Origin of the sequence: Citrobacter sp. CK195 (assembly GCF_030333365.1) — a bacterium.
Lineage (GTDB): Bacteria > Pseudomonadota > Gammaproteobacteria > Enterobacterales > Enterobacteriaceae > Citrobacter_B > Citrobacter_B koseri.
Genome location: NZ_JAOWGB010000026.1, coordinates 914,006 through 926,403, shown reverse-complemented (window position 1 = coordinate 926,403; position 12,398 = coordinate 914,006). Strand labels below are relative to the sequence as shown.

General features: G+C 55.8%; 9 protein-coding genes and 1 tRNA gene. 1 reads left to right on the top strand and 9 read right to left on the bottom strand.

Annotation, left to right across the window (positions count from 1 at the left end):
• Window positions 1-73: 73 nt before the first annotated feature.
• The 8 genes from OGX93_RS21730 to gmk form a co-directional block, all read right to left on the bottom strand.
• Window positions 74-168 (bottom strand) — tRNA-Sec (locus OGX93_RS21730).
• Window positions 169-417: 249 nt separating this feature from the next.
• Window positions 418-2,127 carry an AsmA family protein gene (locus tag OGX93_RS21725; RefSeq protein ID WP_286448746.1) on the bottom strand — a complete coding sequence of 570 codons (1,710 nt, stop codon included), beginning with the start codon at window positions 2,125-2,127 and terminating at the stop codon, window positions 418-420.
• Between the two features lie 121 nt (window positions 2,128-2,248).
• Complete coding sequence (gene xanP, locus OGX93_RS21720; RefSeq protein WP_024131065.1) at window positions 2,249-3,640, bottom strand: xanthine/proton symporter XanP; 1,392 nt, start codon at window positions 3,638-3,640, stop codon at window positions 2,249-2,251.
• A gap of 103 nt (window positions 3,641-3,743) precedes the next feature.
• Window positions 3,744-5,825, bottom strand: coding sequence for an ATP-dependent DNA helicase RecG (gene recG, locus OGX93_RS21715; protein WP_071259163.1), 2,082 nt, complete (start codon window positions 5,823-5,825; stop codon window positions 3,744-3,746).
• A 4-nt stretch (window positions 5,826-5,829) separates the two neighbouring features.
• The gene (gene trmH / locus OGX93_RS21710; protein WP_286448745.1) at window positions 5,830-6,519 is read right to left on the bottom strand and encodes a tRNA (guanosine(18)-2'-O)-methyltransferase TrmH; all 690 of its coding nucleotides are present in this window, start codon (window positions 6,517-6,519) and stop codon (window positions 5,830-5,832) included.
• Between the two features lie 4 nt (window positions 6,520-6,523).
• On the bottom strand, window positions 6,524-8,635 hold the full coding sequence (spoT, locus tag OGX93_RS21705; protein WP_058668291.1) for a bifunctional GTP diphosphokinase/guanosine-3',5'-bis pyrophosphate 3'-pyrophosphohydrolase: 2,112 nt from the start codon (window positions 8,633-8,635) through the stop codon (window positions 6,524-6,526).
• Window positions 8,636-8,653: 18 nt separating this feature from the next.
• The gene (gene rpoZ, locus OGX93_RS21700) at window positions 8,654-8,929 is read right to left on the bottom strand and encodes a DNA-directed RNA polymerase subunit omega (RefSeq protein WP_000135058.1); all 276 of its coding nucleotides are present in this window, start codon (window positions 8,927-8,929) and stop codon (window positions 8,654-8,656) included.
• Between the two features lie 54 nt (window positions 8,930-8,983).
• Complete coding sequence (gmk, locus tag OGX93_RS21695; protein ID WP_286448744.1) at window positions 8,984-9,607, bottom strand: guanylate kinase; 624 nt, start codon at window positions 9,605-9,607, stop codon at window positions 8,984-8,986.
• 256 nt (window positions 9,608-9,863) lie between these two features.
• Here gmk and ligB point away from each other — a divergent pair, with 256 nt between their 5' ends.
• Window positions 9,864-11,546: an NAD-dependent DNA ligase LigB gene (gene ligB / locus OGX93_RS21690; protein ID WP_286448743.1), complete on the top strand. Its 1,683-nt coding sequence runs from the start codon at window positions 9,864-9,866 to the stop codon at window positions 11,544-11,546.
• Here the strand turns inward: ligB and OGX93_RS21685 are convergent.
• Window positions 11,543-12,160 (bottom strand): trimeric intracellular cation channel family protein, encoded by a 618-nt coding sequence (locus OGX93_RS21685; protein WP_047460236.1) that lies wholly within the window; start codon window positions 12,158-12,160, stop codon window positions 11,543-11,545. The two genes, ligB and OGX93_RS21685, sit on opposite strands and share 4 nt — an antisense overlap.
• Window positions 12,161-12,398: the final 238 nt, after the last annotated feature.

Genomic DNA, 12,398 nt, shown 5'->3' with positions numbered 1-12,398 from the left:
TTAAAGATCAGGTCGCAATGAAGGAATGAGTTTGGGGAATTGGCTTAAGACCCAGGGGAAGAGTGAGGAACTTTGGCGGAAGATCACAGGAGTCGAACCTGCCCGGGACCGCTGGCGGCCCCAACTGGATTTGAAGTCCAGCCGCCTCACCGGAGACGACGATCTTCCGCGCCCACATTGCTACATGGAGGCGGGGCGCATTATAGCTACTTTCTCAAGGTTTCCACATCCCCCCACTCACTTTTTTCATCAGCCTTTCGCCTTACCATGATCGGTTTCATATAAATCTTCACAAAATCCATGAGTTACCTGTTTTCATATCTTTTGGGAATTATGAGTACACATAACGTCCATGCGACGTTTCGTGAGAAAACCTGTCACAGGCCCGGTAAGCGTAGCGCCACCGGGCAAAACACACTATTGCGCAGGCTGTGGTTGCGTGACTTCCGCTCCTGACACAACGCCTGCCCGCATTGTTTGCGTCACCTGCTGTTTATCGGCGTTTACCGCGTGCAACTGGCCGTTTACCGTTGGCTTCAGTGGGGCGTCCGCCTGGATATTACCGCTGGCGGTAAGCTGGATGTTGCCGTCGCCGGAAATGGGCAGCGCAGGCCATCCCCATTGCTGCAAGACGTTCATTGGTACGCCGCGTCCGTTCAGGCTGACTTTTGTCTGGCGCTGGGGGAGTTGTGAAACGCTGGCCGTGGCTTCTAACAGCCCTTTCTCCGTAAATGCGCTCAGCTCGTTGATGTTAACTGTGCTGCTGTTTGCCGCCAGCGCCAGGGAAGGGCGACGCACGTCCACTCGGTTAAACGTCGCGGCTGCCGCGTTAAGTGTTGCGTTCCCACTCCATACGCCCCATTGATGGTTCTGCACCAGTCCCAGATTTGCGCCATAACCATCCAGCGCGGTGAGCTGCCACGGGAAAGCCGGGTCGATATCAATCACCAGGTTGCGACTGGCGCTGAATTTTTTCAGCGTCAGGCTGTTTAACCAGCCAGGAAGAGGTTTCATCCACTGCTGCTTCCAGTTTTCCGGCAGCGTGTATTCCAGCCCGGCAATGGCGGCATCGTCGAGGATTAGCGCTTTGCCATTACGCAGCCAGTTGCCGGATGTTCTGACCATACCGCCTTCCCAGCGGGTCGTGAACTGGCGTAGCGCAATGCCCTGCGGTGAGAATTCGGCATTCAGAATGGGATCGAAGAAATGCAGTGAACCGTAGATGAATTCGCTGGCATTCATCGACAGTTTGCCCTCTTGCGTCTGCCAGTCATCTTTGCTGAACGTCAGGTTGCGCAAACTGAGATCGAGGTCGGTTACTGCCCAGTCCGGGCCTTGCAGGCGGGCATCGGTCACTTCAAGACGGCCAATTTGCAGAGACGGGATAGCGGTAAGCGGGGCAAAAAAGTCGGTCAGCGATTTATCGCTTTGCAGCCGAATGTCGTTCAGACGCAGATTTTCCAACACCCAACTGCCGTCCGCGTTGCGTCGCGCCACGCCGGTTAAGGCGCCGCGCGCAATGTCTGCGCCAATGTTGCTTAAGATTACCTGTTCCTTATCAATGCTGCCTTCAATCAGCACGTTGGTCGCGGGAACATCATTCAGCGTGAGCGAACCGGCGCTGAGCTGGATCTGCGCCTTATTCCCCAATACCTTGCCCGCTTCGGGACGCCAGGGAACCACGCCGCCGTTAACGCGCTGAGCGCTCAGGTTCCACTCACCGCCCGGGCTGTTAAGCGCCATGTTCTGTAATTGCAGGCGGTCAGCCTGAACAGGAAGCGGTGCGGTCTGCGGGGAGATATTGAGCGTGCCGTCCTGCAACAGGATGGCGTCGACGTGCAGGGGATCGGTTATCTGGCGACTGCTCAGGCCGATATCCACCGTTTTCGCGACTAACGTGGCGGGCTGACCATCCCGGCCAAACGTAACGTTCTCAAGCAAAACGTGGGACGGTGCGGAGAAGCGGTGATCCATGACATCAAATGTCAGGCTGTACCCGCTGTTCTCTGATATCCAGGCGCTTACATGCTCCGCGCCCCAGCGGGTTTGCAGCAGAAAATAGAGGCCGAGGATCACCACCAAAAGGGCAATCAATATGTAGAGAATCAGCTTTCCAATAAATTTCATGGTCTTCCATCCCGCGAAGTGCACACATCTGAGTTATGCACGATTTACGCGCAATCCTCAAGGCGGGAATGGTGAAAGAGCGTTACAGCGGCGATGATTGTCGATCATCGCCGCATTTCGCTTACGGTTTCTCTGGCGGGAAAATCAGGTTCAGAACGATAGCGGTGATGCCCCCAGCGGCAATGCCGGAGGAGAGCAGGTTTTTCACCCAGTCTGGCGCAAATTGCAGGATCAGCGGCTGCTGAGAAACGCCCAGGCCGACAGCCAGCGACAGCGCGATAATCAGGATAGCGCGGCGGTTCAGCGGTTCACGGGAGACGATACGCACGCCGGAAGCGGCGATGGTGCCGAACATCACCAGCGTGGCGCCGCCGAGCACCGGTTCAGGAATGTGCTGCACAAAGCCGCTTACCGCCGGGAACAGGCCGAGCAGGATCAGCATCAGCGCTACCACAAAGCCGACATAACGGCTGGCCACGCCGGTCAACTGAATCACGCCGTTATTCTGCCCGAAACAGGAGTTGGGGAAGGTATTGAACACGGCGGAAACAAAGGAATTCAGGCCGTTAGCCAGCACGCCGCCTTTCAGACGCTTCATATACAGCGGCCCGGAGACCGGCTGCTCGGAGACATCGGAGGTGGCGGTGATATCGCCGATGGTCTCCAGTGAGGTGATCATAAAGACCAGCATTAGCGGCAGCAGCAGGTTCCAGTCAATGCCCAGACCGTAGTACAGCGGCGTGGGCACCATGATTAAGTCTTGTGTTGCCGGTGTGGTGTTTTCCGGCAGCATCCCCATAAACCAGGCCAGCAGATAGCCTGCCGCCATCGCGATCACCAGCGAGGCCACGCGCAGGTAGGGGTTGCGCTGGCGGTTAAGCAGGATGATCAGCGCCAGTACAACGCCTGCCAGCATCAGGTTTTTGGGCGCGCCAAAGGTGTTGTCGCTCATTGCGGCATAGCCGCCGCCAATGGATGTTAAACCCACCTGGATCAGCGACAGACCGATAATCATCACCACCACGCCGGAGACCAGCGGTGTGATAATGCGGCGCGCCAGATGCAGTATGCGGGAGAGAACCATCTCGGTGCAGCTTGCCAGCATCAGCGTGCCGAATAGCGCCGCCATCATGGTGGGGACGTCCGCTCCGCCGGTTTTCAGCGCGGTGCCGCCCATAATCAGCGGGGCGACAAAGTTAAAACTGGTGCCCTGAATAGATAGCAACCCTGAACCGACCGGACCCCATGCTTTGATTTGAATAATTGAGGCCACACCGGAGGCGAACAGCGACATACTGATAATGTGTTGAGTATCTTGTGCCGGTAAACCGAGCGCCTGGCAGATTAACAGCGCTGGCGTGATGACCGCGACGAACATTGCCAGCAGGTGCTGACAGGCGGCAAACAGGGTTTGAGGGAGCGGCGGGCGATCTTCAAGACGGTAAATCAGTTCGCTGTTTTGCGTCTGCGCAACCGGTTGCGCATTTGCCGACTCGACGGTGTTAACAGACATCAGAGGCAATCCCATGGTGGAAAAGCGGTGATTTTATCTGACCAGATGGTAAAAGCAAACGATTGCATTTATAAATTTTACAAACGGTCTCGGGCAGGGGTTATCAGGCGTTGGAATAACGCTCGGTTTCGGGCATCCAGCGTTCAATCAGGGCGGTTGCCTGTTGCGGATAATGTTCGTGAATGTGACGGGCGATGCGTTGAACATCCGGGATAATGGCCTGATCGCGCAGCAAATCCGCCACTTTGAACTCGGCGTTACCCGTCTGACGCGTGCCCAGCAGTTCACCGGGGCCGCGAATCTCTAAATCCTTTTGCGCAATCACAAAGCCGTCGTTGCTGTCCCGTAAGACCTGAAGGCGCTTCTGCGCGGTTTTCGAGAGCGGTGATTTGTAGAGCAGTACGCAATGGGAGGCCACCGCGCCGCGGCCCACGCGTCCACGCAACTGGTGTAATTGCGCCAGACCTAACCGTTCCGGGTTTTCGATAATCATCAGGCTGGCGTTGGGGACATCCACCCCGACTTCAATCACCGTTGTCGCGACCAGCAGGTGCAGCTCACCTTGCTTAAAGGCCGCCATCACCGCCTGCTTCTCTGCGGGTTTCATCCGCCCATGAACCAGACCAATCTTCAACTCCGGTAAGGCGAGCCTGAGCTCTTCCCATGTCGCTTCCGCAGCCTGGGCTTCTAACAAATCCGACTCTTCAATCAACGTACAGACCCAGTATGCCTGGCGGCCTTCCTGGGTACAGGCATTGCGGACGCGATCGATAATATCGCTACGACGGGTGTCCGGGATGGCAACGGTAGTGACAGGTGTGCGACCCGGCGGTAGCTCATCAATCACGGAGGTATCGAGATCGGCATAGGCGGTCATTGCCAGGGTGCGGGGGATCGGCGTTGCGGTCATGATTAACTGATGCGGGTGGAACCCCTGCTGCTGACCTTTTTCCCACAGCGCCAGGCGTTGATGGACGCCGAAGCGGTGCTGTTCATCGATAATCACCAGCGCCAGCCCGTTAAATTGCACCTGCTCCTGGAAAATCGCGTGGGTGCCGACCACCATCTGTACCTGCCCGCTGGCGATGGCTTCCTGCTGCGCCAGGCGCGCTTTCCCCTTCTGTTTACCTGCCAGCCAACCCACTTCAATACCAAGCGGTGCAAACCAGTTGCGGAAGTTACTGGCATGCTGCTCGGCCAGCAGTTCTGTCGGCGCCATCAACGCCACCTGTTTGCCGTGCGCAATGGCGCGTAGCGCAGCCAGTGCGGCGACCAGCGTTTTACCGGAACCGACGTCGCCCTGCACCAGACGCATCATTGGCACATCGAGCGCCATGTCGCGTTCTATCTCCGCCACCACGCGCGCCTGCGCACCCGTTGGTTTGAACGGTAATGCGGCCAGCAGCTGATTCTTCAGTGAATCGTTCGCGCTAAGCGGCTGGGCGTGGAAACGCTGCGCGCCGGCACGCAGCGCCAGCATGCTCAGGTTATGCGCCAGTAGTTCTTCCAGAATCAGGCGTCGCTGCGCCGGATGCTGCCCGGTTTCCAGATCGCTAAGCTGTAGCGACGGTGGTGGGCGATGCAGCGTGCGCAAGGCTTCCGGCAGGCTCGTCATTCCTTGCGCAAGTTCAGGCGGTAGAAGTTCGGCAATGGCGCAGGTATCAAGCAGATCCAGCGCCTGGTCGGTGAGCTTACGCAGCGTGGCTTGCTTAATGCCTTCGGTGGTCGGATAAACGGGCGTGAGCGTTTCCTGAAGCTCCGGCGTACTGAGATCGCCCTGCACGCGGTATTCAGGGTGAATCATCTCCGCGCCGTACTTCCCACGTTTGGCTTCACCATAGGCCAGTACGCGCCGCCCGGTCGCCAGGCTGTTTTTCATTGCCGCGCTGAAGTTGAAAAAGCGCATGGTGAGAATGCCGGAGCCGTCGCTAATCTGGCAGGTCATCATCCTGCGACCGCCGAAGGTGATATTGCAGTTCAGCACTTCGCCTTCAACAGTGGCGTAAATGCCCGGCAGCAGTTCGCCAATCGGGTAAAGATGGGTGCGATCTTCATAACGCAGGGGAAGGTGCAACAGGAGGTCCTGCACGGTGTGCAGGCCAATTTTCGCCAGTTTGCTGCTTTGCGCCGCGCCAACGCCGGTCAGGGAATTGAGCGGGATGGCATCCAGCAAACGGCCTTTCATGTGATTACCCTGCCGCCTGCATCGTGGACCACCAGGCGGCGTCGGCCTCGATCTCACCCTGCATGTTTACATGAGGGTAGGGTAGACCTTTGCGCTTGGCGACTTTCGCCAGCACCGGATAGCCGCCCTCAAACAGCAGGCGCTGCTGTTCGTCTTCCGGCAGCATGCTGTTTTCACGCAGGTACATGCCTGCGTTCTGCCGCTGGCGCTGCGCTTCGTAGAGAATCAGAGCGGAAGCGACGGAAACGTTAAGTGACTGCACCATGCCGATCATCGGGATGATGATGTCCTGATCCGCCAGGTCTAAGGCTTCCTGGGTGATGCCGGTTTTCTCCTGCCCCATCAGGATGCAGGTTGGGCGCGTGTAATCGATTTCGCGGAAATCAACCGCTTTATCAGAGAGATGAGTCGCCAGAACCTGCATGCCCCGGCCCTTCAAGTGGCTGACCGCATCGCCGATGGTACGGTGGGTTTTCACCTGTACCCAGCTATTGCTGCCCGCTGCCGCCGACGCCATGGTGCGCATACGGCTGCCCGGCCAGACGGCGTGAACTTCGTGTACGCCTATTGCGTCGGCGGTGCGAATGATCGCCGAGACATTATGAGGTTTGTGGACCTGCTCCATGCAGACCGTCAGATCAGGCTGACGCCTGGCGAGCATCTCGCAGATACGCGCATAACGCTGTAAGTTCATAAAACTAGTTTCGGTTACGGGTGACTTTTATCACGTCCGGCATCACGCGGATTTTGCGCATGATATTCGCCAGATGAACACGGTCACGCGCGGTGAGGCGAATAAAGGCGCTATAGACGCGACCATCCTTTTCTTCCGTATTCAGACTCTGAATATTGGAGGTCGTCGTGTTGATTGCCGCCGTCAGGTTGGCCAGCGCCCCCTGGTGATTAAACATATCCACCTTAATTTCAGTGATGAACTCCTGCTCCGTCTCTTTGTCCCATTCCACAGCCATAAACTTCTCTGGCTCTTTCTGGTAACCACGGATGTTGCGGCAGGATTCATGGTGGATCACTAACCCTTTACCTGGGCTGACGTGCGCAATGATCGGGTCGCCTGGAATCGGGCGGCAGCACTTCGCAAAGGTGATCAGCACGCCATCCGCGCCTTTAATCGGCAAATGCCCATGATTGGACTGCGTTGTGGCAGGTACGGCGGCTTCGCCTTGCTGAAGATTTTTCGCCACCACCACGCTCATCGCATTGCCCAGACCAATTTCCGCCAGCAGATCGTCCAGCGTTGCGAGCTTCATACGCTCCAGTTCGCGCTGGATATTCTCCTGCGGGATTTCAGCCAGTTTACGGCTGCCGCCGAGGGCATGGTTGAGCAAACGGCGCCCCAGGCTGACGGAATCATCACGCTTGAGGTTCTTCAGCAACTGGCGAATTTTGGCGCGAGCTTTTGAGCTGACGACAAAGTTAAGCCATGCCGCATTCGGGCGTGCGCCAGGGGCGGTAATAATTTCGACGGTCTGACCGCTGGTAAGCGGCTGTGACAGTGGGTATGGCTGCCTGTCGACGCGCGCGCCTACGCAGGCATGACCGATATCGGTATGTACGGCATAGGCGAAGTCGACCGGCGTGGCACCGGCAGGCAGCTCAACAATGCGCCCTTCCGGTGTGAAAACGTAAATCTCATCCGGGAAGAGATCGGATTTAACGCTCTCGATAAATTCAAACGAGCTACCGGCGCTCTGTTGCAGCTCCAGCAGGCTTTGCATCCAGCGCTGAGCGCGGATTTGCGCGGTGGTGCTGGTTTCACCGTGCTCTTTATAAGCCCAGTGCGCCGCAACCCCCATTTCCGCCATCTGGTCCATGTCTTCGGTACGGATCTGTACCTCAACCGGAACGCCGTGCGGGCCGATCATCGAAGTGTGTAAAGACTGATAGCCGTTCGCTTTTGGAATGGCGATATAGTCTTTTACGCGCCCCGGACGCGGCTTATACAGGCTGTGCATCTGGCCGAGTACGCGATAGCAGGTATCGGCATCATGCACGATCACGCGAAAGGCGTAGATGTCCATGATGGAGTGAAAACGCTGCTCTTTGAGCACCATTTTGCAGTAGATAGAGTACAAATGCTTTTCACGCCCGCTCACGCGACACGGAATGCCTGCTTCCTGTAAACGTCCTTCGATCTCAGAGAGGATTTTTTGAATCATCTCTTTGCGGTTGCCGCGAGCGGCTTTTACCACTTCTTTAATCACGCGATAGCGGTTTGGGTACAGCGCTTCAAAACCCAGCTCTTCCAGCTCGGTTTTAATGTGATGAATACCTAAACGGTGCGCCAGCGGACTGTAGATCTCAAGGGTTTCACGGGCGATGCGGCGACGTTTATCCGGGCGTAATGAGCCCAGCGTGCGCATGTTGTGAGTGCGGTCGGCAAGTTTGATGAGAATGACGCGGATATCCTGCACCATCGCCATAATCATCTTGCGAAAGTTTTCAGCCTGCGCTTCTTTCTTATCGCGGAACTTAAGCTTATCAAGCTTGGATACCCCTTCTACCAGCTCTGCAACGCTTTTACCAAAAAGCTGTTCCATGTCCTGGTAGGTCGCAGGAGTATCTTCAATCACGTCATGCAGCAGCGCAGCCATCAGCGTTTCATAGTCGAGTTTCATCTCGGCCAGAATACAGGCTACCGCAACCGGGTGCGTGATATAGGGTTCACCGCTTGAACGTGTCTGACCCTCGTGAGCGTCACGTGCAACGAGATACGCCTGCTGAAGACGTTTTATCTGGTCTTCAGGCAGGTAGTTTTGAATCAGTTGATTCAGGCTTTCAAACAGATACAAGGGCGACCCGCTTTGTGATTAACGACGGCCTTCAGCAATAGCGGTAACGGCTTGTAATTCAGCGGCTTCCTGCTCTTGCTGTTCCTGGCGCTCACGGACGTCGAGGATCTGGTTGTTGATCAGACCTTCTTCGATTTCGCGCAGCGCGATTACGGTAGTTTTATCGTTTTCTTCCGGTACAAGCGGGTCCTTGCCGCCTACCTGCATCTGACGAGCGCGACGCGCGGCGACCAGTACCAGGTCAAAACGGTTACCAATTTTCTCTACAGCGTCCTGAACAGTTACGCGTGCCATATTTAAAATGCTCCACAGGTGAAGAAATGACTGGGCATGATACTGAAAGTGGGTTCAGTCTGCCAACAGTTTGCTGATTAAAGCGTCATGACGCTGCTTTTGGCGGCTCATGCGCAGACGTTCGGCGCGAATAATGGTTTTCAGATCGCCCAGGGCGGTGTCGAAATCATCATTCACAATAAGGTAATCATATTCGGCGTAATGGCTCATTTCTGCAACAGCTTGCGCCATACGTTTTGCGATTACTCCTTCGCTATCCTGACCGCGCCCGCGAAGGCGGCGGTCCAGCTCAATTTTGGACGGCGGTAAAATAAAGATACTGCGCGCTTGCGGCATCTTCTCACGAATTTGCTGCGCGCCCTGCCAGTCGATATCCAGAAAAACATCCACACCCGTTGCCAGCACTTGCTCAATGGTTTCACGCGATGTGCCGTAATAGTTACCAAACACTTCAGCGTGCTCCAGAAACGCATCTCTGCCAATCATGGTTTTGAACTCATGATGATCGACAAAGAAATAATGCTCGCCATGCACTTCACCCGGACGCGGTGCGCGCGTGGTGTGTGAAACAGAAACCTGGGTGTCATACAACGGTTGGGTTTTTAACAACGCCTGAATCAGGCTGGATTTACCCGCGCCACTGGGGGCAGAAACAATATAAAGCGTGCCTTGAGCCATGAGTATCTTATGTATGTGATTATCGAAAGAGAGCCTACATACGAGCTTATTATACACGTCGCCGCTATGTGACGTAGCTTTTGTCACACTTTTTGCGTCAGTTTATTGCGTTTTGCGTACCTGTTTCCTGATTTACCGTGTAGTTACTGCAATCAATGAAAATGTCTGGAAGCGTGTTCGCACGATCGCTTTTTGCCTCTCGGTTTTGATGACGCCCCGCGTTATACCTGGCCCGCAATCTACAGCGGAGGTACTGATGAGAAGAGGGAAAAGTATCGTGCTGAGTCTGTTGCTGTGGCATTTCCCGGTATGGGCGGCTTGCCCTGACTGGTCGCCAGCCAGAGCGAATGACGAAATCGCCCGGCTACAGCAGCAGCTCGCCCAGTGGAACGACAGTTACTGGCAGCAGGGGGTTAGTGCGGTAGAAGATGGTGTCTACGATCAGCTCAGCGCGCAATTGGTGCAGTGGCAACGCTGCTTTGGCGGTGATACCGGGGCAGAACTGGCGCCGCCAGTGAGCGGCTCATTGCCCCATCCTGTTCCGCATACGGGTGTGCGAAAGCTTGCGGACAAACAGGCGGTGCAGCAGTGGATGCGTAAGCACAGCGATTTGTGGGTGCAACCGAAAGTGGATGGAGTGGCGGTTACTCTCGTATACCGGGATGGGCGTCTGGTCAGCGCGATTAGCCGGGGGAACGGGCTTAAAGGCGAGGACTGGACGCAGAAGATGCGTTTAATACCCGCAGTACCGCAAAGCACAAAAGGCGCGCTTGCCAATAGCACGTTGCAGGGTGAGATTTTTTTGCTGCGCGACAACCATATTCAGCGGCAAATGGGAGGAATGAATGCCCGCTCGAAGGTCGCCGGAATGATGATGCGCCAGAATAACACCTCGTCGCTCCAGTCGCTGTCTGTTTTCATCTGGGCATGGCCTGATGGCCCGGCAACGATGCCTGAGCGCTTGCGTCAACTGTCCGGGGCAGGATTTGGCTTTGCACAACAATATTCTCAACCGGTGAAAAGCGCTGATGATGTTGAACGCGTGCGTACAGCATGGTGGACAACGGGATTACCGTTCGTTACCGATGGAGTCGTGGTAAGAACGGGTAAAGAACCTGAGGCCAGACACTGGATGCCCGGGCAGGGCGACTGGCTGGTTGCCTGGAAGTATCCTCCGGTCGCGAAAGTGGCTGAAGTCACCGGGGTTCAGTTCGCTGTCGGCAAGAGCGGGAAAATCTCGGTTGTGGCGTCGCTTGCGCCAGTGATGCTGGATGATAAACGGGTGAAGCGCGTAAATGTAGGGTCTGTCAGGCGCTGGGCGGAGTGGGACATTGCGCCAGGTGACCACATTCTTGTCAGCCTTGCCGGACAGGGGATTCCGCGTATTGATAAGGTTGTCTGGCGTGGTACTCAACGGGATAAGCCCGCACCGCCGGGGAATCGCTATAACGCATTAACCTGTTTTTATGCGACTGAGGTATGCCAGGAGCAGTTCATCGCCAGGCTGGTCTGGCTGGGGTCGAAGGAGGCGCTGGAGGTTGACGGGATGGGGGAGGCAGGATGGCGTGTGCTTCACCAGGCGCATCGTTTCGAGCATATTTTCTCCTGGCTCGCGTTAACGCAGGAACAACTACAGGCGACACCTGGGTTTAGTAAAGAAAAAAGCAAGCAGTTGTGGCATCAGTTTAACCTGGTGCGGCATCGGCCATTTATCCGCTGGGTGATGGCGATGGGCATACCGTTAACGCAGGCGGCGCTTAAGGCCAGCGGCGATCGTTCATGGGGGCAGTTACTGGCACGCACGGCAGAATACTGGCAACAGCTTCCGACGACAGGGGAGGGGCGCGCCAGGCGGGTCATCCAGTGGCGGGATAACCCGGAAATACGGGCGCTGGGCAACTGGCTGGCTGCCCGGCATATTAACGGCTTTAGCCCTTAGTGACCTTCGTGGCGATAGTAAAACACCGGCAGGCCAAGTTTGAGACGCAGCGCCAGCAAGCGAGCGGTAAAGCCAAAAACCAGCGTGGAGATAACCACGACGTCGTGGTTGGATACGTAGTGTTGTAGCGCGATGTACAACACGGCAGACGCAAAGGAAACACCGGCATACAGCTCTTTCTGGAAGACCAGCGGAATACGTTTGCAGAACATGTCACGCAATACGCCGCCAAATACGCCGGTAATGACAGCCGCCACAATAGCGATGACCGGGCTATGCCCCATATCCAGCGCAACCTGAGCGCCGATAATAGAAAAGACCACTAAGCCCAGCGCATCAAGTACAAGGAACAGTTTGCGTAGGTAAGGCATTACAGGGGCGACGATCGTCGTCAGAACCGCAGCAGAAGCGACAATAATCACGTACTCAGGGTGCTGTACCCAACCGAGCGGATAGTGACCGAGCAGAATATCGCGTACGGAACCGCCGCCAATTGCTGTCGCGGTGGCAATGATAATAACGCCAAATGTATCCATACGGCGTCGACCCGCAGCGAGCGCCCCGGTCATGGCTTCGGCAGTAATGCCAATTAAGTAGAGAACGTGTAACAGCATGTCTTCCCCCTGGTTTACTGAGGGCAGAGACTAACGATTTGTGCGTAATATCACGATTGAGATTTTCTAAGGTGAAGCAATTTTAATAACTATAGTTTATGCGGATATTGCGATTCATCCGCTATTTATGCGTTATTCATTTTTAATTGATTGGAAAATGGATAAGAAAAAGTAATCCGAAAGTGGCGAGGGCAGTACGGAGTGTAAAGGAAGCACGTAGCACCATCGCATCGCGACG

Excerpts from the sequence above, each read along its gene's own strand:
- ligB (WP_286448743.1), top strand. The coding sequence starts at position 9,864 with ATGAGAAGAGGGAAAAGTATCGTGCTGAGTCTGTTGCTGTGGCATTTC.
- gmk (WP_286448744.1), bottom strand. The coding sequence starts at position 9,607 with ATGGCTCAAGGCACGCTTTATATTGTTTCTGCCCCCAGTGGCGCGGGT.
- rpoZ (WP_000135058.1), bottom strand. The coding sequence starts at position 8,929 with ATGGCACGCGTAACTGTTCAGGACGCTGTAGAGAAAATTGGTAACCGT.
- recG (WP_071259163.1), bottom strand. The coding sequence starts at position 5,825 with ATGAAAGGCCGTTTGCTGGATGCCATCCCGCTCAATTCCCTGACCGGC.
- OGX93_RS21725 (WP_286448746.1), bottom strand. The coding sequence starts at position 2,127 with ATGAAATTTATTGGAAAGCTGATTCTCTACATATTGATTGCCCTTTTG.
- OGX93_RS21685 (WP_047460236.1), bottom strand. The coding sequence starts at position 12,160 with ATGCTGTTACACGTTCTCTACTTAATTGGCATTACTGCCGAAGCCATG.
- trmH (WP_286448745.1), bottom strand. The coding sequence starts at position 6,519 with ATGAACTTACAGCGTTATGCGCGTATCTGCGAGATGCTCGCCAGGCGT.
- xanP (WP_024131065.1), bottom strand. The coding sequence starts at position 3,640 with ATGTCTGTTAACACCGTCGAGTCGGCAAATGCGCAACCGGTTGCGCAG.